The sequence below is a fragment of the Oceanobacillus neutriphilus genome, from assembly GCF_014645515.1.
GTDB classification, from domain to species: Bacteria; Bacillota; Bacilli; order Bacillales; family Amphibacillaceae; genus Oceanobacillus; species Oceanobacillus neutriphilus.
On sequence record NZ_BMLW01000001.1, the window covers coordinates 336,198 to 355,666 of the forward strand.

The 19,469-nt window shown below is 38.6% G+C and carries 16 protein-coding genes; 6 read left to right on the forward strand and 10 right to left on the reverse strand.

Annotated features, from left to right (window positions below; all coding sequences use genetic code 11):
* Positions 1–22 precede the first annotated feature (22 nt).
* Both IEX29_RS01535 and IEX29_RS01540 read right to left on the reverse strand, forming a co-directional pair.
* Positions 23–262, reverse strand: a complete 240-nt coding sequence (locus IEX29_RS01535; RefSeq protein ID WP_188732787.1) for a hypothetical protein — start codon at positions 260–262, stop codon at positions 23–25.
* Positions 263–906: 644 nt separating this feature from the next.
* Positions 907–1,953, reverse strand: coding sequence for a flagellin N-terminal helical domain-containing protein (locus IEX29_RS01540; protein WP_188732788.1), 1,047 nt, complete (start codon positions 1,951–1,953; stop codon positions 907–909).
* A gap of 479 nt (positions 1,954–2,432) precedes the next feature.
* On the opposite strand from IEX29_RS01540, the gene IEX29_RS01545 reads away from it, so the two are divergent.
* The gene (locus tag IEX29_RS01545; RefSeq protein WP_229720041.1) at positions 2,433–2,591 is read left to right on the forward strand and encodes an aspartyl-phosphate phosphatase Spo0E family protein; all 159 of its coding nucleotides are present in this window, start codon (positions 2,433–2,435) and stop codon (positions 2,589–2,591) included.
* A 289-nt stretch (positions 2,592–2,880) separates the two neighbouring features.
* Here IEX29_RS01545 and IEX29_RS01550 read toward each other — a convergent pair whose 3' ends face one another.
* The 3 genes from IEX29_RS01550 to IEX29_RS01560 all read right to left on the reverse strand — a co-directional run bounded on the left by IEX29_RS01550 (position 2,881) and on the right by IEX29_RS01560 (position 9,632).
* The gene (locus IEX29_RS01550; protein WP_229720042.1) at positions 2,881–4,854 is read right to left on the reverse strand and encodes a methyl-accepting chemotaxis protein; all 1,974 of its coding nucleotides are present in this window, start codon (positions 4,852–4,854) and stop codon (positions 2,881–2,883) included.
* 415 nt (positions 4,855–5,269) lie between these two features.
* The gene (locus tag IEX29_RS01555; RefSeq protein ID WP_188732790.1) at positions 5,270–7,240 is read right to left on the reverse strand and encodes a methyl-accepting chemotaxis protein; all 1,971 of its coding nucleotides are present in this window, start codon (positions 7,238–7,240) and stop codon (positions 5,270–5,272) included.
* 421 nt (positions 7,241–7,661) lie between these two features.
* Entirely contained in the window at positions 7,662–9,632 is a 1,971-nt protein-coding gene (locus IEX29_RS01560; protein WP_188732791.1) for a methyl-accepting chemotaxis protein, read from the reverse strand.
* A gap of 1,349 nt (positions 9,633–10,981) precedes the next feature.
* On the opposite strand from IEX29_RS01560, the gene IEX29_RS01565 reads away from it, so the two are divergent.
* Together IEX29_RS01565 and IEX29_RS27165 are read left to right on the forward strand one after the other, a co-directional pair.
* Positions 10,982–11,233 carry a GlsB/YeaQ/YmgE family stress response membrane protein gene (locus IEX29_RS01565; protein WP_188732792.1) on the forward strand — a complete coding sequence of 84 codons (252 nt, stop codon included), beginning with the start codon at positions 10,982–10,984 and terminating at the stop codon, positions 11,231–11,233.
* A gap of 87 nt (positions 11,234–11,320) precedes the next feature.
* Positions 11,321–11,689, forward strand: coding sequence for a hypothetical protein (locus tag IEX29_RS27165; protein WP_373290617.1), 369 nt, complete (start codon positions 11,321–11,323; stop codon positions 11,687–11,689).
* A gap of 59 nt (positions 11,690–11,748) precedes the next feature.
* On the opposite strand, the gene IEX29_RS01575 is transcribed toward IEX29_RS27165, so the two are convergent.
* Both IEX29_RS01575 and IEX29_RS01580 read right to left on the reverse strand, forming a co-directional pair.
* Entirely contained in the window at positions 11,749–12,489 is a 741-nt protein-coding gene (locus tag IEX29_RS01575; RefSeq protein WP_188732793.1) for a tyrosine-protein phosphatase, read from the reverse strand.
* Positions 12,490–12,517: 28 nt separating this feature from the next.
* On the reverse strand, positions 12,518–12,925 hold the full coding sequence (locus IEX29_RS01580; RefSeq protein ID WP_188732794.1) for a secondary thiamine-phosphate synthase enzyme YjbQ: 408 nt from the start codon (positions 12,923–12,925) through the stop codon (positions 12,518–12,520).
* Between the two features lie 182 nt (positions 12,926–13,107).
* On the opposite strand from IEX29_RS01580, the gene IEX29_RS01585 reads away from it, so the two are divergent.
* The 3 genes from IEX29_RS01585 (at position 13,108) to ytvI (ending at position 16,210) form a co-directional block, all read left to right on the forward strand.
* Positions 13,108–14,433: an alpha/beta hydrolase gene (locus IEX29_RS01585; RefSeq protein ID WP_204799012.1), complete on the forward strand. Its 1,326-nt coding sequence runs from the start codon at positions 13,108–13,110 to the stop codon at positions 14,431–14,433.
* Between the two features lie 18 nt (positions 14,434–14,451).
* Complete coding sequence (locus tag IEX29_RS01590) at positions 14,452–14,937, forward strand: DUF3887 domain-containing protein (RefSeq protein WP_188732795.1); 486 nt, start codon at positions 14,452–14,454, stop codon at positions 14,935–14,937.
* 181 nt (positions 14,938–15,118) lie between these two features.
* Entirely contained in the window at positions 15,119–16,210 is a 1,092-nt protein-coding gene (ytvI, locus tag IEX29_RS01595) for a sporulation integral membrane protein YtvI (protein WP_188732796.1), read from the forward strand.
* 125 nt (positions 16,211–16,335) lie between these two features.
* On the opposite strand, the gene IEX29_RS01600 is transcribed toward ytvI, so the two are convergent.
* The 3 genes from IEX29_RS01600 to IEX29_RS01610 all read right to left on the reverse strand — a co-directional run bounded on the left by IEX29_RS01600 (position 16,336) and on the right by IEX29_RS01610 (position 19,134).
* Positions 16,336–17,190, reverse strand: a complete 855-nt coding sequence (locus tag IEX29_RS01600) for a Cof-type HAD-IIB family hydrolase (protein WP_229720043.1) — start codon at positions 17,188–17,190, stop codon at positions 16,336–16,338.
* A gap of 122 nt (positions 17,191–17,312) precedes the next feature.
* Positions 17,313–18,668 (reverse strand): tripartite tricarboxylate transporter permease, encoded by a 1,356-nt coding sequence (locus IEX29_RS01605; RefSeq protein WP_188732797.1) that lies wholly within the window; start codon positions 18,666–18,668, stop codon positions 17,313–17,315.
* Positions 18,669–18,690: 22 nt separating this feature from the next.
* On the reverse strand, positions 18,691–19,134 hold the full coding sequence (locus tag IEX29_RS01610; RefSeq protein WP_188732798.1) for a hypothetical protein: 444 nt from the start codon (positions 19,132–19,134) through the stop codon (positions 18,691–18,693).
* Positions 19,135–19,469: the final 335 nt, after the last annotated feature.

The following is a 19,469-nucleotide window of genomic DNA, read 5'->3' on the forward strand; positions in this document are numbered from 1 at the left end:
AGAAAACATATATTGATTTCCTTTAATGCACAAAGCCATTCAACTGCTTTTCTAATGATTGAATGTCATTTTTCAGTTTATTCAATTGAAAATTTAGCCTTCCAATTTCATCCGAAGTAAGTTCTTCTTCACAAGCATATTCAGCTATCTTTTTCATTTCATATAGTTTTATTTCCATTTTTTCTAAAATAGAATCCCGTTCCCTAAACCATTGGAGCTGTTCTTCAAGGTAACTTTTATACACTTGTTGTTTGTTTGTCATTGGTATCCCCTTATGTGAATAGACTTATATACTATATTTTACGGCAAATAAATTTGGAAGGGAACGAGTCATTAAGCTAATTAAGATAACCCACGATTTCTTTTCAAATTTATATATTGGTCAAACAATACCTTTGAACTGTTGGGAAAACATGTATTACTGCAAAGAAATGTTATAGACATGCTTTCAGGTAATACACAAAATTACTGAATAACAGGTTTAAAAAAGGAACCCTAGAAAATCCAGAGTTCCTTTTTTAATTATTATTGTAATAATTGTAAAACACCTTGTGGTACTTGGTTGGCTTGCTTTGCCGCTATGTCTTTCGATCATAGAATAGACTATATCTTCACCCTTTATTATCAAAGGGGCTGGGCACTTCGAATGGAATTAATTCCACCCTACGAATCTCATTGCCTTTGTATTTACTACTTTAGGCAGTACATTCTAGTCGTTGAACCTTCACCAGACTTTCGTCACAGGTGCTTGGCTGCTGATTATCCATTGTTTCATTGCTTTGTTTTTCAAACCATTCCGTCTGCCGTTTCCAGCTCCGTTGTGGTACAAAACACTTTAGGAAGTTCCAGCAATTCACCCAGTTATTCTCTAATCTGTTACCAGATTAGACGCCCTCCCCATCAACATTACTGTAAGAGTTGTAATACTCCTTGAGAAATTTGTTGGGATTGAGCTAACATAGATTGTGCCGCTTGTGAAAGGATGTTATTCTTCGTGAATTCCATCATTTCCTTCGCCATATCAGTGTCCCTTATACGGGATTCTGCAGCTGTTAAGTTTTCTGCAGATGTACCTAGGTTATTGATAGTATGCTCTAAACGATTTTGTACTGCACCTAGTTTAGAACGTTCAGCAGATACTGTATTAATCGCAGCATCGAGAGTAGTGATTGCTGAATCAGCTTGAGTACGGCTTGAAACATCAATACCTTTTACTCCAGTAGATCCGTCTGCAAGCGCCTTGCTAGATGCAAGAACTAAATTATTGTCATCATCATAGTATCCGGCTTGAGTTGCTGGCGAACCAGGAGTTGTAACATTTCCATCTTCATCTGTTTCTTCCTCTACAGCGTCTTGAGCATCTCTCCAAGTACCTGTAACAGCATTGCTACCTTCACCAATGGTAATCTCAGAGCTAGTGTCTTCACCAGTTGTTTCGAATTTATCTCCAACTTTTAATGCTGAAGCAGACATGTCATTTACAGAAATACTAATATTTTGGCCAGTGTTTGCTCCAATTTGGAAAGTGGCACTGAAATCTCCTTTAAGTAAATCTTGTGTGTTAAATTGAGTGTCATTGGAGATACGAGAAATCTCTTCAGCTAATTGATCTACTTCTTTTTGAATTTCTGCACGATCTTCATCTGTATTTGTATCGTTGGAAGATTTAACAGCTAATTCACGCATACGTTGTAAAATATCATGCGTTTCGTTTAAAGCACCTTCAGTTGTTTGGATTAAAGAGATACCATCCTGTGCGTTTACAGAAGCTTGCTCCAGCCCACGAATTTGCCCACGCATTTTTTCAGAGATTGCTAACCCGGCAGCGTCATCCCCAGCACGGTTAATTTGCATTCCTGAAGAAAGCTTTTCCAATGATCCCTGTACACCGTTTTGGTTCACACCAAGCTGACGATGTGCGTTAATTGCGGAAATGTTGTGATTGATAATCATAATTTCTTACCTCCATGTAATTTAAAATTTTTGAGCCACATCCATGTGATCTCATCTATATTAACCATTTAGGTCAATATCAAAATAAATATTTATCGTTAAGGCCCTAACGAATCATCCTTTGATGATCTATTTCTTATATCGGCAACTGGGACAAATTGTTTAAGCTTTTTTTCTAATTTTTTTCTAATTTATTTTTCTTCATTTTTTATTGCGAAAAAATCTTCTATATCTCTATTAAAAATATGTAGTCTTCCTAATAAACACCTGCCTAAAAACACAAATCTCCCAAACTTAATTTAAATATTTAACTTACTATTAAATACTCCCTTCCCATAAATTACAACAGTTGATTTATTTTATTTTTCTCCCCTTTCCTGTTAAAATCATGCTAAGAGCCTTATCATATCTTTTTATGCCATATCCAACTTCTGTTTGATAATTGGAGAGGGCGTGAGAGTATGTCGGAAATTAATAAATTGAACAAGCAGATTGAAGCGAAAAGAAAAGAAATGTATGCAGTTTATGAAAAAGATCCAAATGACCCAAATTTATTGATAATATCACAGTCGCTGGATAACTTGCTAAATCAATTAGATCGGATTTCAAATAAAACTCCCATTCAACGGAAGATCTGATAGCTTGATTACAAATCTGCATGGTAATCGTTCCATTGCTGCGCATCTTGTAAAAACAAGACGATTGCTAAGCCATATAAGTAAAGATGCAAATGGATGATATGTATAGAAAGAGTAAGGCTGTACCCAATATTTTTTAAGCAGACAAATAAAATTGGTTTATTATGACATGAAAATGAATAAAAATTCAGTTATCGTTTGAATAAAAAAGATGGAGTACTTATATAGAAAAAAGAAGAATCTTCCAACTAGTGAAGATTCTTCTTTTTTCTTTCATGCCTTATTTTGTTTAATATTTATATTCTGCAATTTTTGATGTTAATTCCTCTGCCATACTGGAGAGGGATTTTGCAGATGCTGAGATTTCCTCCATGGACGCGAGCTGCTCTTCCGTGGATGCTGCGACCTCTTCCGAAGATGAAGCATTATCTCTGGCGATAGAAGCCAGGTCATTTGCTGTTGCTGTTACCTGCTGGACTGCTGCAGACATCTGCTCGGAGATTGCCATTACCTCTTCCATCTGTGGTTTAATATCGCTGCTTGAACGCAGGATTTCTCCAAATTTATCAATAGCATCATAAGATACATCTAATCCATCATTTACATTGGCTGTCACTTCAGACATTTTCTCCACGGCTTTTTGAACATCGTCCTGGATACCATGGACAATCGAGCTGATTTCACCGGCTGAGTTTTTGGATTCCTCCGCTAATTTACGAACCTCATCGGCTACAACTGCAAATCCTTTTCCATGCTCCCCGGCACGAGCCGCTTCAATCGCTGCGTTTAAGGCCAGAAGATTTGTCTGTTCAGAAATATCTGTAATAGCTTTTAAAATCGTGCTTACCTGCTTCGAGCGTTCCAATAAGGATGCGATATTCAAGTTTGTATTATCAACAGAAGACTGGATAGATGTCATTTGGTTTAACGTATCGCTGACTGCTTTTCCTCCGACTTCTGCCTGTGTGCTCATTTGCGTCACCAATTCAGCTACATTTGTGGAGCTGTCAACAATTCGGCCGACCCCTGTCGATACCTCTTCTAAGGAATTGGCACTTTCTTCTGTCCCGCTCAGCTGTTTTTCTGAGCTGGCGGATACCTCTTGAATAGCTAAGGATACTTGTTCCGATGAGCTCGTCATTTGGTCGGCATTCGCATTTAATTCCTCTGCCGATGCTGCAACCTGCTGCGCATTAAATTCGACATCCCGGACAAGATTCTTTAAGCCCTCTTGCATTTCGTTAAAGGCCTGACCCAGCTCGCCGATTTCATCCTTTGTATTGATCTCAATAGAATGGGTTAAGTCACCGGTGCTGATAACTTTTGCATTTTCCTTTAATTTACGGATCGGGCGAGTGATGGAACGGATTAAGAACAGGATAATTAAAGTTCCAACCAATAGTGTTCCAACAATAACCGTTATCATTATCGTTAAAGTGGATGCTGCTTCATCCTGAATTTCACTGTAATCAATTGTTCCTGCCAGCTTCCATCCGGATAAATCATTTGTGTCATAAACCATTATTTTCGATGAGTCATCATAGCTGTACTCATAGCTGCCTGTCCCATTATCGAACATTGTTCCCAGTGTACTGCTATCCGCTTCTTCTCCAGTTTCAAAGGTTGGATGGTAGACATATTTCTGCTGCTTATCCAGAATAATCGCATAGCCATTTTTACCGACTGAAACTTCTGATGCCATCTGCTGGATAAAATCGACGTACAGGCTGACTCCCATAACCCCAGATCCGTCGTCCAGTGTTTTCGTAATACTTACTACAGTTCCTGTTCCACTTGCACTTTCAAATGGTTCTGAAATCTGTACCTCTCCCGGATTATCCACAGCATTGATAAACCAGCCGCGTTCGGTTGCATCAAATCCTTCCGGTAATTCAGAAACAGGCTGCCTATAGAATAGATCACCGTCATTGGAAGCCATATATACCTCGGAAACTCCCTCGTTCATTTCCTTATATTGACCCAATACTTGTTCTAATGTCTCTTCATCATCATCTATTTGCCCACTGTTAAATTGTGCTGCAAATGTATTCAAATCATTTATTTTTAATTCCAATGCGTTGTCAACTGTCTGGTTCAGCAAAGCAGTTATATCTTCTACCTGCTCTGTTTTTTGATCCTCCAAAGTATCGATAGAGCTGAAATATGTAATTGCTCCAATTATTAAGCTTGGAACTAATAACATTAAAAAGAAGGATAATACTAATTTAAATCGAATTCCTTTTGGTCTCATTATTTTTTTCACAACTGAATCTCCCTTGCTGCTATATTTGATTTTTACGATTAAAATGGTAAGAGAAAAATTATTAATATCGATATATTTGCTTTCTCTTTAACAGTTTATTTAAAATAGGTCAATATACCCACTAAATAAGCATGCAGTAGCCGTTAATGATTCACTCCTTTTTCCGCTAAATACAGTACTCACCCTTAAAAATTCATACTTTATATTTATCGGATGATTTTTCATAATATAAATACATTCAGTTTATTTTAAAACTTTCATTCTATTTAAAACTATTAACCCGTGATTAAATACCTATATATAGAAAAACTGCTGATAACGAAGCTCTTTCATTTATCTAAAATGAATCCTTTTTCCATAAAAAATACAGCAATGAGTATTTTCACTGCTGCATTTTTTATACATTCATCCTGGTTCAATATTTATATTTTGATATTTTCTCTGACAGATCTTCAGCCATGGATGACAAAGATTTCGCAGATGCAGAGATCTCTTCCATAGATGCAAGCTGTTCTTCAGAGGAGGCTGCTACTTCCTGTGAAGATGCTGCATTATTACGGGCAATGGATGCTAAATCGCTTACTGTTTCTGTTAATTGTCCTACAGCTGCAGCCATTTGTTCAGAGATGGATGTGACTTCTTCCATTTGCGGTTTTATACTCTCACTGGAACGCATGATTTCCCCAAATTTATCAATCGCATCATAGGAAACATCGAGGCCACTGTTTACATTAGATGTTACCTGTCCCATTTTATCGACCGCATTCTCTACATCCGTTTGAATGCCGACGATAATATCTCTGATCTGTGTAGCTGAAAGCTTGGACTGTTCCGCAAGCTTCCGGACTTCATCTGCCACAACCGCAAACCCTTTTCCATGCTCTCCGGCGCGTGCTGCTTCAATCGCCGCATTTAATGCTAAGAGGTTGGTCTGCTCAGATATATCTGTAATTGCATTTAAAATTGTGCTGACCTGTTTCGAGCGCTCCAATAGGGATGAAATATTTTCATTGGTATTCTCAACAGATGACTGAATCGAGGTCATCTGATTCAGTGTATTACTTACTGCCTGTCCGCCCACTTCTGCCTGGGTATTCATTTTTTCAACCAGTTCCGTTACTTGGGTGGAGCTTTCCACTACTCTGCCGACGCCTGTTGATACCTCTTCCAGCGAATGAACACCGTCCTCTGTTCCGCTTAACTGATGCTCCGCACTGGAGGATACTTCCTGGATTGCCAGAGATACCTGCTCCGAAGAACTTGTCATCTGGTCTGCATTTGCATTTAATTCTTCAGCAGACGCGGCAACCTGTTGTGCATTTAATTCCACATCCCTGACTAGTTCCCGCAAGCTTTCTCCCATTTTATTAAAAGCTGTACCTAACTGCCCAATCTCATCATTTGTTTTGACTTCTACCGATTGTGTTAAGTCTCCCGTACTGATGATTTCTGCTTTTTCTCTTATTTCTTTAATTGGCCGGATAACAGAACGGATCAGCAGCAAAATGACGCCAATCCCCAGAATTAAAGTAAGAGACAGAACTACAATAAGTGTTGACGTAATAGACTTCGCTGTTGATTGCACTTCACTATAATCAATCGTCCCGGCAATCTTCCAGCCAGTCATGTTGTTCGTAGTATAAACCATTAATTTAGATGTATTATTATACTTATATTCAAAACTGCCGGCATCCTTACCATACATTTTTTGATAAAAAGCCTGCCCGGCTTCTTCCCCAACTTCCATTTCCGGATGATAGATAACATTTTGATTTGTATCCAACAAAATAGTATATCCATCATCTCCTATGCTCACCTCTGATGCAAGACTCTGAATAAAATCGGTAGATACATCAATTCCTACAACCCCTGAGCCATCTTCCAGGGTTTTTGATACACTGACTCCAATTGCTCCATCACCGCTTGCTGAAACATAAGGGTTGGAAACAATGACTTCACCGGGATTGGCCATTGCTTCTTTGTACCAATCACGTTCTCTTGGATCATAATCATCTGCCACTTCAAGTTCTGGCTGATTAAAGAACTCTCCGTCCGGTGTTCCAACATAAATTTCAGTAACCTCATTATGCAGCCGGATATATTGAGAAAATACCCGGTTTAATTCATCTGGATCATTAATTTGTTCTGCTGTAATCATTTCGGACATGACATCTGCATCATTCTTTTTTAATTCAAACTGGTTATCAATTGTTTGGTCCATCATGGTGTTTAATTCTTCTACCTGGTTCATTTGTTGATTTTCTACAGTGTTTATGGAACTGAAATACGTGATAACTCCAATAATAATCCCTGGTAGTAATAAAATTAAGAAAAAAGATAAAACTAATTTAAACCGTATGCCTTTCGCTTTAAATATTTTTTTCATTATCAATCTCTCCTAAATAGATCAATTTTTACTAATCTTATGTTTGTAACGTAGAGAGAAGCTGTTAAATCTAATCTGACAAGATTCAGGGTTATCTTAAGCTTATCTGCCCCAATAAAATGTTATATATTTATATCCGCAATAAATAATTCATATGCACTACTTTATAACGAGTATAAAGACATCCCTTCACCAATTAATAAGTACAATTTCTCACTACTATTTATATCGGACCATTCTCAAATTTCTAAAGGTTTTTCAATTTATTTTGATGTCAATCTATTATTTTTTACTAGCTTCTATCCAGAGGAAAATAAAAAATCCTTCAACAGGAAGTTTACGAATATTATTTGTAACAAAACAAATACAGCAGTAATTATGCTTACTGCTGTACTTCTTTCATAAGATCCTCGATCTTGTATTAATATTTATATTTTGAGGCTTTCTCTGATAAATCTTCTGCCATTGTCGATAGAGATTTCGCAGATGCGGAGATTTCTTCCATCGATGCAAGCTGTTCTTCAGAGGAGGCTGCGACTTCCTCTGAAGATGCTGCATTATTACGGGCAATAGAAGCTAAATTACTCACTGTCTCCATTAATTGTCCTACAGCTGCAGCCATTTGTTCAGAGATGGATGTAACTTCCTCCATTTGTGGTTTAATGCTCGCACTGGAGCGCATAATTTCTCCAAATTTATCAATCGCATCGTAGGAAACATCCAGTCCGCTGTTTACATTAGATGTTACCTGTCCCATTTTATCAACTGCATTTTCAACGTCTGTCTGAATCCCCACAATTATATCTCTAATTTGTGTAGCTGAAAGCTTGGACTGTTCGGCAAGCTTCCGGACTTCATCTGCTACGACGGCAAATCCTTTTCCATGCTCTCCGGCTCGTGCAGCTTCAATTGCCGCATTTAATGCTAAAAGGTTTGTTTGTTCAGAGATATCTGTTATTGCATTTAAAATCGTGTTAACCTGTTTCGAACGTTCTAATAAAGATGAAATATTTTCATTGGTATTCTCCACAGATGACTGAATAGAGGTCATCTGATTCAATGTATCACTCACAGCCTGTCCTCCGACCTCTGCCTGTGTATTCATTTTTTGAACCAGTTCCGTTACTTGCGCAGAGCTTTCTACTACTCTGTTCACGCCTGTTGACACTTCTTCCAGGGAATTCACCCCATCTTCTGTACCGCTTAACTGATGATCCGCACTGGAGGAAACTTCCTGGATTGCCAGAGATACCTGCTCCGAAGAACTTGTCATCTGGTCTGCATTTGCATTTAATTCTTCGGCAGATGCGGCAACCTGCTGCGTATTATACTCAACCTCTCTAATCAATTCCCGTAAGCTCTCTCCCATTTTATTAAAAGCGATACCCAACTGGCCAATTTCATCATTTGTTTTGACTTCAACCGATTGCGTTAAGTCTCCCGTACTGATGATTTCTGCTTTTTCTTTTAAAACCTTAATTGGACGGATAATGGAACGGATGAGAAGTAAAATAACAACGGTTCCAATAATCAAGGTTATACCCTGAGTGATGGTAACCGAGGTAGAAATGGACATAGCAGTTGCCTCTACCTCACTTTCGTCAATTGTTCCTCCCAGTTTCCAGCCTGTCAAACTGTTTGTATCATAGACCATAATTTTGGATAAATGATTATAATCATAGTTAAATGTCCCCGAATCATTATCATACATTTTCTGATAGAAAGATTCTTCTGCTTCTTCACCGGCTTCCGAATCCGGATGATAAATAAAGTTTTGATTTGTATCCAGCAGAATAGCGTATCCATTTTTACCGATGCTCATTTCGGATACAAGCTGCTGAATAAAGTCCATAGATACGTCAATGCCAATTGCTCCCGATCCATCTTCCAGCGCTTTAGAAATACTGACTGCTATCTGTCCTTCGCCGCTTGCTGTCAGATAAGGATCAGAAATAATCACTTCGTCCGGATTTGCCATTGCTTCCTGATACCAGTCACGCTCTCTCGGATCATAACCTTCCTCCATCTCTAAATCCGGCTGCATATGGTAATCTCCCTCTGCTGTCCCAAGATAAAATTCAGGAGCTTCAGTATGTAAGCCGATATAATCAGACATTATTCTATTTAATTCATCTGTATCCTCTATTACATCTGCTGTAATTATGCTTGATAAGACTTCCATATCATTCTGTTTCAACTCGAATGTATTATTAATTGTCTGATTCATCACCGCGGTTAACTCCTGTACCTGATCCTGCTTTTGCTGTTCTATCGTATTCATGGAACTGAAATACGACATTACTCCAATGGTAATTCCCGGTACTAATAAAATTAAGATAAAAGATAAGACTAACTTAAATCGTATTCCTTTGGCTTTGAATATTTTTTTCATTTTTCCATCTCTCCTAATTGTCTATATTTATTTATCGGAAGAAATGAGAGAAAATGTATCTAAAAATCAGAAATTTTATAAAAACTTTTTAAAATTTCCTTTAAAAGGTAATTTAAGTAATATAAAGGAAATAATACATAATAATAGTTTCTATTTATAAATAAAAATAAGTCTTTTTCATCAAAATAATTAACTCATATAAGTCTTTAACCAAACTAAAGTTGCGCATATTTAAGATTATATTCTTCTGAAATAATCATAAGATGTAATATCACAACCATTACTTATCAACTATAAAATAACCTAAAATCAATCAGGCCTTTATACTTAACTCAACTTTCGCACCTAAGAATAAACATATAAATCTTTTTGTTCCAGGATGTACATAGTCTCTATTATTATGATTGCTTTTAGTTAACTCATCGTTTTATTTTTTGAACAGATTATTGTGTATAGCTTCTGCTCCGCCCAACCACTCCGCTTTCCGACGTACAGGACGTACTAGTGCAGACGTTGCAACAGGACGTTGCGATCTTAGTCTGCCATGGGGACGGCTTCAGCTCGCCCTGCGATGCACAAATGTTTTCGATGGGGCGAGTAATCGCAAAAGCTCTTCGGTGGGACGAGTAATCGCAGTCCCAGTCCCAGGATGTGCAAGTGCAGGCGTTGTGACAACGCTTTTCGATGGGGTGAGTAATCTTAGGCCCCAGGAGTCACGGGTTTAGCCTGCGAACCACTTAGGAGTCTACGTGGTTGGCCTGCGCTCTAATAGGATTCTACAGCGCATGGAAGAAATAATATCCTTATGAAGTTAGATGAACTCATCGTTTTTTAGCAGTTCAAATCCTAACAGCATGAATAATTCATATCGAGAATAGCTTTCATGTACCAAAAATAAGGACTACTGAGCATGTTTACCATGCAACACGAAAGTTTGTTCTGTCAGATCTACCTTTTATTTGTTCAGTTATTTCAGTATAGAATATCCTGCTAGCGGAGGCGGACCGTTTTGACTCCTGAGGGATTAGCACCATCTGAAGATCCACTTTTGCCAAGTGCTCTTCTTGGCAAAAGTTAGCTGAAGAGCGTGCCCCTAGGAAAGCAAAACGGTCCGCCGTAGCGGTCACTTTACACTTTACCTTCTATCTTTGTCAACAGATATATGGAAGAAATGATCAACCCCTGTTCCTGTAGATAGGAAGTTACTTTTTAAAGTGCGAAAGTTGAGTACTTAAATAATAAAATAAAAGATTTTCTAAATAATACTATATAGATACAAAAAAATGGTGAATTTTAAGTTTAAAATACTTATATTTGGAAATAGATAAGCATAGAAAGGAATGATTTTTATGTTTAGTTTTATTTGGAGTCTAATTGTTGGTGGAATTATTGGCTGGATAGCCGGATTAATAGTAAGTAAGGATTTACCAGGTGGAATTATCGGAAATATTCTGGCAGGTTTCATCGGTGCCTGGCTCGGTTCTGCTATCTTTGGAGAGTTAGGACCTGAAATAGGAGGATTCTATATTATACCTGCTCTGATTGGTGCTATTATCCTTATTGTCGTTGTCAGTTTCGTTCTGCGTTTATTCCGCCGTTAAGTGCAACCGATACGCGAGAACGGATGAACAAAATCGAAGCAGCTGCATAGGTTAGGTATATAGCTCATACAGAAAAGAGGAATGTATATGCAACCTGACCAAAATCATGCTTATTCACATGCAGATGAATATCAAGTGATGGATTATCAGCATCCTGAGCAGTTTGATATGCCTGTTTCACAATATAGCCCATACCCTGCTCAAGCCTATCATCAACACGGAGCAGAGCAGCGTGCGTTCTTTTTTCCATTTATCGGCGGGTTAGCTGGCGGCTTATTAGGAAGTGCCTTTGGTTCCGGTCCCGGACCAGGCTTCTATGGTCCTCCCGGGCCGCCCGGACCTCCAGGACCACCGGGACCGATGGGGTATTACGGCCCGCCGGGTCCACCAGGCCCCCCTGGACCGCCCGGACCTCCAGGATACTATAATGGATACCCGTACCCGCCATATTATTAGGTATCGGGAAAATAGAAAAAGGGAGAATAACGGCATAGGTCTGTTAAACTCCCTTTTTCTTATGCTTCTTCTACAAAATCATCACGTAATGCTACAATCTCTTCATCCGTCAGGCCAATCACTTTTAAAAAGCCGGCAGCATTCCCATATTTTTCATACAAGTAATCCAAGAAAGCTTCCATATAAGAAGGCTCACACTCCAGCATTATTTTAAATTGATTGCGTGACATCAACGGCGGACGGTTATTGAGCTCTTCATCTGTTATTTTCTTATACGCTCCTGTTAAAGCATAATCCTTCACAATAATATCTCTTGATACACCTGCTAAATCTAATAAAATAGCAGCGAGGACACCTGTACGGTCCTTTCCGACACGGCAATGAAAAAGAACAGGCTTTCCTTGCTTTTTTAGAAATATATCCATGATTTCTTTAAATTTCGGTTTACTGGTCTCTAACATTAAGATATACATATCTACAAGACTTTTCGGCATTTTTGTTGTAAATGTAGCCGGGTCCAGCAATGGAATATTATGAAAATCATAAAGGGCTTTATCTGCTTTTCTATATTTCCCTTCCATGCTGAGACGCAAATCAATAATGGTATGGATGCCTTTTTCCTTTTGTAAAAAAGCATGTCCCTCCTGGGATACTTTATGTAAGGAATCAGCCCGGTAATATTTCCCCCATTTTGTCTGCCTGCCATCCTTTGCCGGATAGCCTCCTAAATCACGAATATTTTGTGTTCCCTCTAATTCAATATGTCTTTGCGGATTAAATAATAATGCTTCTGCAGTCATACTTTATCTCTCCCTTTATTTACAGGCCTTATCCTTCCATAATTTTGACATATACCTTCCGCGTTCTAGGACCGTCAAACTCACAGAAATATACGCTCTGCCATGTTCCCAGAATCAGCTGTCCATTTGAAATAATTAACGTTTCACTGGCTCCTACAACAGATGATTTCATATGGCCATCAGAGTTTCCCTCCATGTGAACATATGCTTCTTTATTTGGAAAGGTTTCGTTCATACCGAGTGATAGATCCCGCCGGACATCCGGATCAGCATTTTCATTAATCGTAATTGCACCGGTTGTATGCGGACAATATACAATCATAATCCCTTCCTGCACACCGCTGTTTGCTAAAGTTTCTTTCAACTGGCTATCCAAAAAAACAAACTCCTGTTTCTTAGTTGTTTTTATTTGAAATAATTCTGTATTTGCAGGCAAACTTTCCCACCTCTTTCTTGAAAAATTGTGTCAAAAGTATATCTCCATCTTAACCAAAGATTTACTGATCAACAAATAATTAAGCTGTTTTGAAACATAATCTTGTTTCAATCGTATGTATGTATATAACCTTAAAATAATCAAATCCATACTTAGCATAATGATAAAAGGGAGTGAAGAGCTTGCGAAAAAAATACATATTTCTTATTGGTCTTAGCCTTGCCGTCCTCTCTGCCTGTTCAAGCCAGGAGAGTACTGCAGAAGAAAATACTGAAAAAGTGATTCAGCAATTACAGGATGAGGAGTACCAGCAGATTGAACAAGAATACTTTTCAGAAGCATTGCAGGAAAAATATCCTGCTGCTGAATTACAGTTATCCTGGGAAGCTAATCGGGGAACTGCATTGAATGAAATAAACAACATGGAAGCTGCTGCTAAGGAGGATAAAACAACTGTTTCTGGTGAAGTTATTTTTGATGACGCAACGGTGAAGGTTAAAACGAAATGGAATGAAGAAGAAAAACTGGAGAGCTTAAAAATTGAGCGTCCGTATGAGGAATCAGCACTGCCTGATTCAGCTATAGAGGAAGAAATTACAATCGAAGCAGAGGAAGGCTATCCTTTAAGCGGAAAGCTGACCCTGCCGGATGATGGAGAAGGACCTTTTCCTGCTGTCGTGCTCGTACAAGGCTCTGGACCGAGTGATATGGATGAAGCTATCTATAGTTATAAGCCTTTTCAAGATATTGCTTATGGTTTAGCAGAGAATGGAATTGCTGTTCTCCGTTATGATAAGCGTACATTTACGCATGGTGCGAAAATGGTGGAGGATTTAGGTTCAGCACTGTCAGTTAAAGAAGAAACCATTGATGATGCAGTAGAAGCAGCACGTCTGCTGCAAGCTGACGACCGAATTCTGCCAGATCAAGTATATATTGGCGGACACTCACTCGGTGGAATGCTTGCACCACGGATTGATGAGGAAGCAGATACAGCCGGAATGATTCTTTTAGCCGGTTCCCCCCGTTCTCTATGGGAAATTTTGTACGATCAGCAATTAGATCTGGTTCCTGATAATTTGAGTGATGAAGCAAAAGAGCAGGTCAAGGAGCAGGCTGAAGCATTTAAAGAGCTTGCAGAAAGCTTTCAGGATATGCCGTCAGAAGAAGCAATGGAATATGATCTTGGGGGAATGAGCGGATATTATCTTCAGGAAATGGATCAGTATGATGTCGGTCAGATTGCCCTTGATTCCGACAAACCGATACTTGTCCTTCAGGGAGAAGCAGATTTTCAGGTAACACCGGAAAAGGATTTCACTGCATGGCAGAGCATTTTTGAGAATGACCCGCAGGTAACGTTAAAATCATATCCAGATCTTAATCATATCTTTACTTTGTCTCAGGGAGAAAACAAAGGAAGTGTTCAAGAATACCAAATTCCCGGCCATGTGGATGAAGAAGTGATTACAGATATAAGCAACTGGATTATTGAGCATAACAATTAAACAAAAAGGAGCATAAAAATGAAATTAAAACAATTAGCTGTTCTATTAACGTCTATTTTATTGATTACTCTACTTGCAGCATGTGGAAATTCAGATTCCCCCTCTGAAGAAACTGATAATAACCAGGAAGATACCCAGACAAACCAAGAAAAGCCAGAAGAGGAAGAAACAACAGACAACGAGGATACTGCTTCGATAACATCAGAGGAAGCCTCTGAGACTGCTGAAGCATTTTTAACACTGGTAGCTGATGAAGATTTTGAAGGGGCCACTGCACTTTTTGATGATACGATGGCATCTGAAGTAACTGCAGCTGATTTAGAAGAGATTTGGGATCAGCTTACAACAGATTTTGGAGAATTTGCAGGATACGACTATGTGGATGAGCAGGAAGTTGATGGATATTACTCCATTCTTTATGAGGGAGCGTTTAATAATCAGCCTGTAGTTTTAAATGTATCTGTTAATGGTAATAATGAAGTTGGCGGATTTTTTATTCAGTAAGCATGTGTAAAACCGTCTCTTATTACAAAACGCCCTCGTTCTAGTTTACAAGTTGAGAGTCGGGTTATAAAATAATACTATAAGTGTGTGTTCAAAAAGTCCGATATCAAGAAGTTCAAGACGGCGGCTTTTTGAACATCCTCTATAAGAAATTATTGTTTTACTGGCAGGAGGAAAGCTTTTGTTAAACCAAGCATTAATTAAGAAAATTATTATCGGTATTTTACTTGTAGCACTTGGTGTGTTCTTGTATTTTTACTTTTCAGTATTTGTGCCCGTCTTACTGGCATTATTGACAGCAGTTATTTTTGAACCGCTGGTGAAGCTGTTAAAAAAAGCGTTAAAAACGGAGAAACGAATTTGGCCGGTAACCATTATTTTTACAACATTTGTAGTGGCAGCATGCGCATTGCTTTATGTCATGCTTACAAGCACAATCAGCCGGATTGTAGAATGGAGCTATAATGTTCCGAGGTATGGAAGTGAAATTCAATCTATTATTAATGAAATTATCTATAAATTTAATGATTTGATTTCTGATTTACCTCAGCGCGATGCAATCATCAGTGAACTGGAGCGCCAATCAGAGCGGTTATTAAACACAGGATACGACTTAGTGGAAAGTATGATTGGCATGCTCGGATCATGGGTGCAATCTATCCCCAACCTGCTCTTTATATCCCTTGTCTATCTTATCACTTTCTTTTTATTCAGCCTTGATTTACCCAAGCTGTTTCAAACATTTTTCGCTCTTTTCCCAGAGAAAACAGCTATCAAATTAAATAACTTCTTCGGCCGTTTAAAAGTAGTGTTCTGGGGATACTGGAAAGCCCAGTTCCTGCTTAGTGTTATGATTTTTGTCATTACTTACCTGAGCTTATTATTTATTTCACCGCGATTTGCGCTGTTGATGACTTTTATTATCTGGATTGTAGATATTATTCCGCTTTACGTTGGTCCTGCATTAATCCTTGTTCCCTGGGGAGGATTAATGATGATGATTGGGGATGTCCCAACTGGTCTGCAGCTGATGTTATTAGCATTATTCCTGCTGATTATCAGACGGATTACAGAACCAAAAGTACTTGGCGATCAAATGGGGCTCGCAGCATTGCCGACAGTCTTATCTATGTATTTTGGGTTTGTCTTTTTCGGGGTACTCGGGCTGATTTTTGGACCCTTCGTTGTCAGTGCATTTCAGGCTGCACATGAAGTGGGATTATTCCAATTCGTAAAGAAGAAGACAATTGAAAATACAGAAGAACAGCAATAATATTGCATAAAAAATCCGAATCTGAATACACATTTTCTTATCTAAAAATGTACATCAGATTCGGATTTCTTATAATAGTGCTTCCTCTAAAGAAGAATAATTGCCGTTTTTGAATATATCCTTCTTTATTCGATTATTTCATTTAAAGCGTAGCCGACACCATTTTCCTCATTGCTTCTGGTCATATGATCTGCATATTCCTTTACTTCCGGCTCTGCATTTTGCATGGCCACAGCAGTTCCTGCATATTGGAACATAGAAATATCATTATAGTTATCTCCAATACAGACCGTATTCTCCCTCGGAATTTGATAGTATTCTGCCAGACCTTTCAGAGCGTCCCCTTTACTTGCATCCGGATGAGCAATATCTAACTTTTGGTAACCTGAAGTTGTTACAGAAATATCCTCTCTATCCTCTAAAGCGCCCGCAAGGTTCTCTAACTCCTGACGGCGGAATGTCAGGACAAACACTTTATAAGGCTCCAATTCTGTAACTCCTGCTTCTAAGTAGTCATCTACCTCGACCATACCATACTGCATATTTTGTATTTCAATAATTTGTTCTGCACTTTCTTTTTCCTCCGGTGTATCAAAAAGCGTTTCCTTTTCCTCTTCCAGAATCGGCTGTTTATCTTTTTGGACATATACACCTTTATTCGTATAAACTTCAAAATATAATTCTGCCTCAGATACTTTTTCCATTATTTCTATTAACTTATCTGAAGTAAGAATCTGACTGCGGATAATTTCATCATTTACACTTGTTAACGAACCATTCGCACAGATCAATGGAACATCCAAATTAGCAGCTGCCGCAATCTCCTTCATATCATGCAGTGATCTTCCGGAGCAAAAAGCGACGATATCTCCGTTCGCTTGTCTTTTGCGAATAGCTTCCTGATTTACTTCGCTGATTTTTCCATCTTCCCCCAGCAGGGTACCATCCAGATCAATTGCTATTAACTTCACTCGCTTCACATCCTTCCACCTGATATCTTACCATATTTTAATACAGGTTTATTCCCTGAAATATTTCTATTCTTTTCTTTCCTATACAGATAGCGGGGCAGAATTCATCTGCCCCGCTATCTGTTAAATCCTTACATCCCCAATAAAGTAGTTACTATCCAGTTGGAGCCATAGAATATCATAAATTGAACCCCGATGCCTACACCGAGGAAACGATTCAATAATCCGCCGACCATGGCCATTGCAAAAGTAACGGTAACACTCACCAAACCGCCTTCATAAAACGCAAGCAGCGTAACTACACCAATAAACATTGCTATAATGGCTTCCTGATTAATATGTTTTAGGACAAGTACTGTCGCCTTTCTGGCAAAGTTCATTGAGAACGGATAGGCGATAACTGCTGCAACAATAATTCCAATCAGCCCATAAAGAAGAAAATCCATTGGCTCCATTAACGTATGTAAATTATGGAGCGGCTCTGTTGTAAATACCGGCGGCGCATTAAATAATGCCTGTGCCGGACCAATTGCCACAGGACTGAGCGGAATTCCGAATGCAACAAGCGGAATAATCGTTTCCGCAATATAAGTAGATTCTGTTACACCATTCATCGTAGAAAGACTGGTCGTTGATTTTTTGTATTGCCCCTTCACACGGGATCCTATTATTTCCCCCATTAACGCTGTCATCCCGACAGGACTGAGAGCAAAGGTCAGAGAAGACAGAAAGGATGTTCCGCCAACCGATGCTGCTTGCTTTTTCGTTAAAACTTTAAATGGATTGGGAAAATATCCAGACCAGGATTTCTTCTCGGGAGCTAATTTATATTCATTCGGCTGTTGACGCTGAATCATTAACCGTCCACTTGCAGAGGAAGCCAATAGAATATCCGTAAACATTGGTCCAATTGCAATCCCCAGGAAAAAGCTTATGGATAATCCTGTCCCTAAAATGGTTGTACTGACCAGATTTAATCCTTGAATCACAAGAGCAAGCGGAATAATTAAAATAATACTTGCCCAGCGTCCTTTGGAAAAATAACCGATTAAAACTGCTGCCAACGTAAAAATAATCCCGGCATTTTCTTGAAAAAATTCGCCAAACTGACTCAAGAATACAGCAAACGCCAATGACACAGGAAGCGCAATAAATGCACCAATAACTCCGCCAGAAATCATTTTTCGCAAAGCAATATGCGGCAGGCCGATTCGCCGCATAAAGTTGGCATGATCGAGCATCGGAGCAGCTGTTGTATCTCCAGGTACACCCATTAATGCAGTTGGTATCGCATGGGTAAGATGCTTTGAAAGTACCGCCGACATAAAAAATGCAAAAACGGCCTCTGGCGGTGCCCCTAACAATACGACAATTAATGTTGCCGGAACAAGCACAGCGGTTTCATCTGAGCCGGAAATTAAACCGATTGCAGTGAATATTATCCCCGCTACAACCGCCAACAAAATTGATATAAGTAATACATCCATTTGGGTTCATTCTCCTCTTTCACTATTTCTTCTCTTCCGGATGACGCTGTTCATTCTCATCAGGTATAAACATGTCATAAAATCCCTGTTCCTTCATTTCCTGCGCTGTTACCGGATCATTTAAAATAGATTCCCGCTCTTCTTCCATATCCAGCTGCAGCTTCTCATATATTTCCGATAGTTCATTGTTCGTTGAAGCTGTTTCATTCAGGGTTCTTTTTGGTTTAAATAAAAATGTATTTACCAGCAGGCCCGTTACACTTCCGGCTATCCCCAGCAGCAGTGAATAGGACTGGATCATCTCCTCTGGAGCAATTCGAGGAAAAATAAGCTCTCTGCCTGCAAAAAAGCCAATAAAACTGAACACTATACTGATGATAATTGTAAAAATTAAATGCTTCCCATAAACAGTGTCACCGATAATTTCAACATATGTCCAGGAATTCTTTTGTTCTTGTTCTGCCATCTTTTCAGGGCCCCTTCTCTAAATAAAAGTCTGAATCATTTATCTGCAGAATGAAATAATCTGATTATACTACATACAAGCCAATTATACTAGAACCTATTAGCAGATACTAATTACATATTTTAAGAATAAAAAAATCACCCCCGCTTTACTTTTATTCTGCAACACAGATTGTAAATTCTATTTTCTGTTAAAATAAACACGCATTTTACTTTCCTGTTACTACTATTATTTCAAAATTTTATGTAGGATAAAACAAGATGCATTATCACAATGTTGTACAAAGATGATTCTCAACTTTGTGATGTAAACGCATTCATTAATTATTCAGCAAT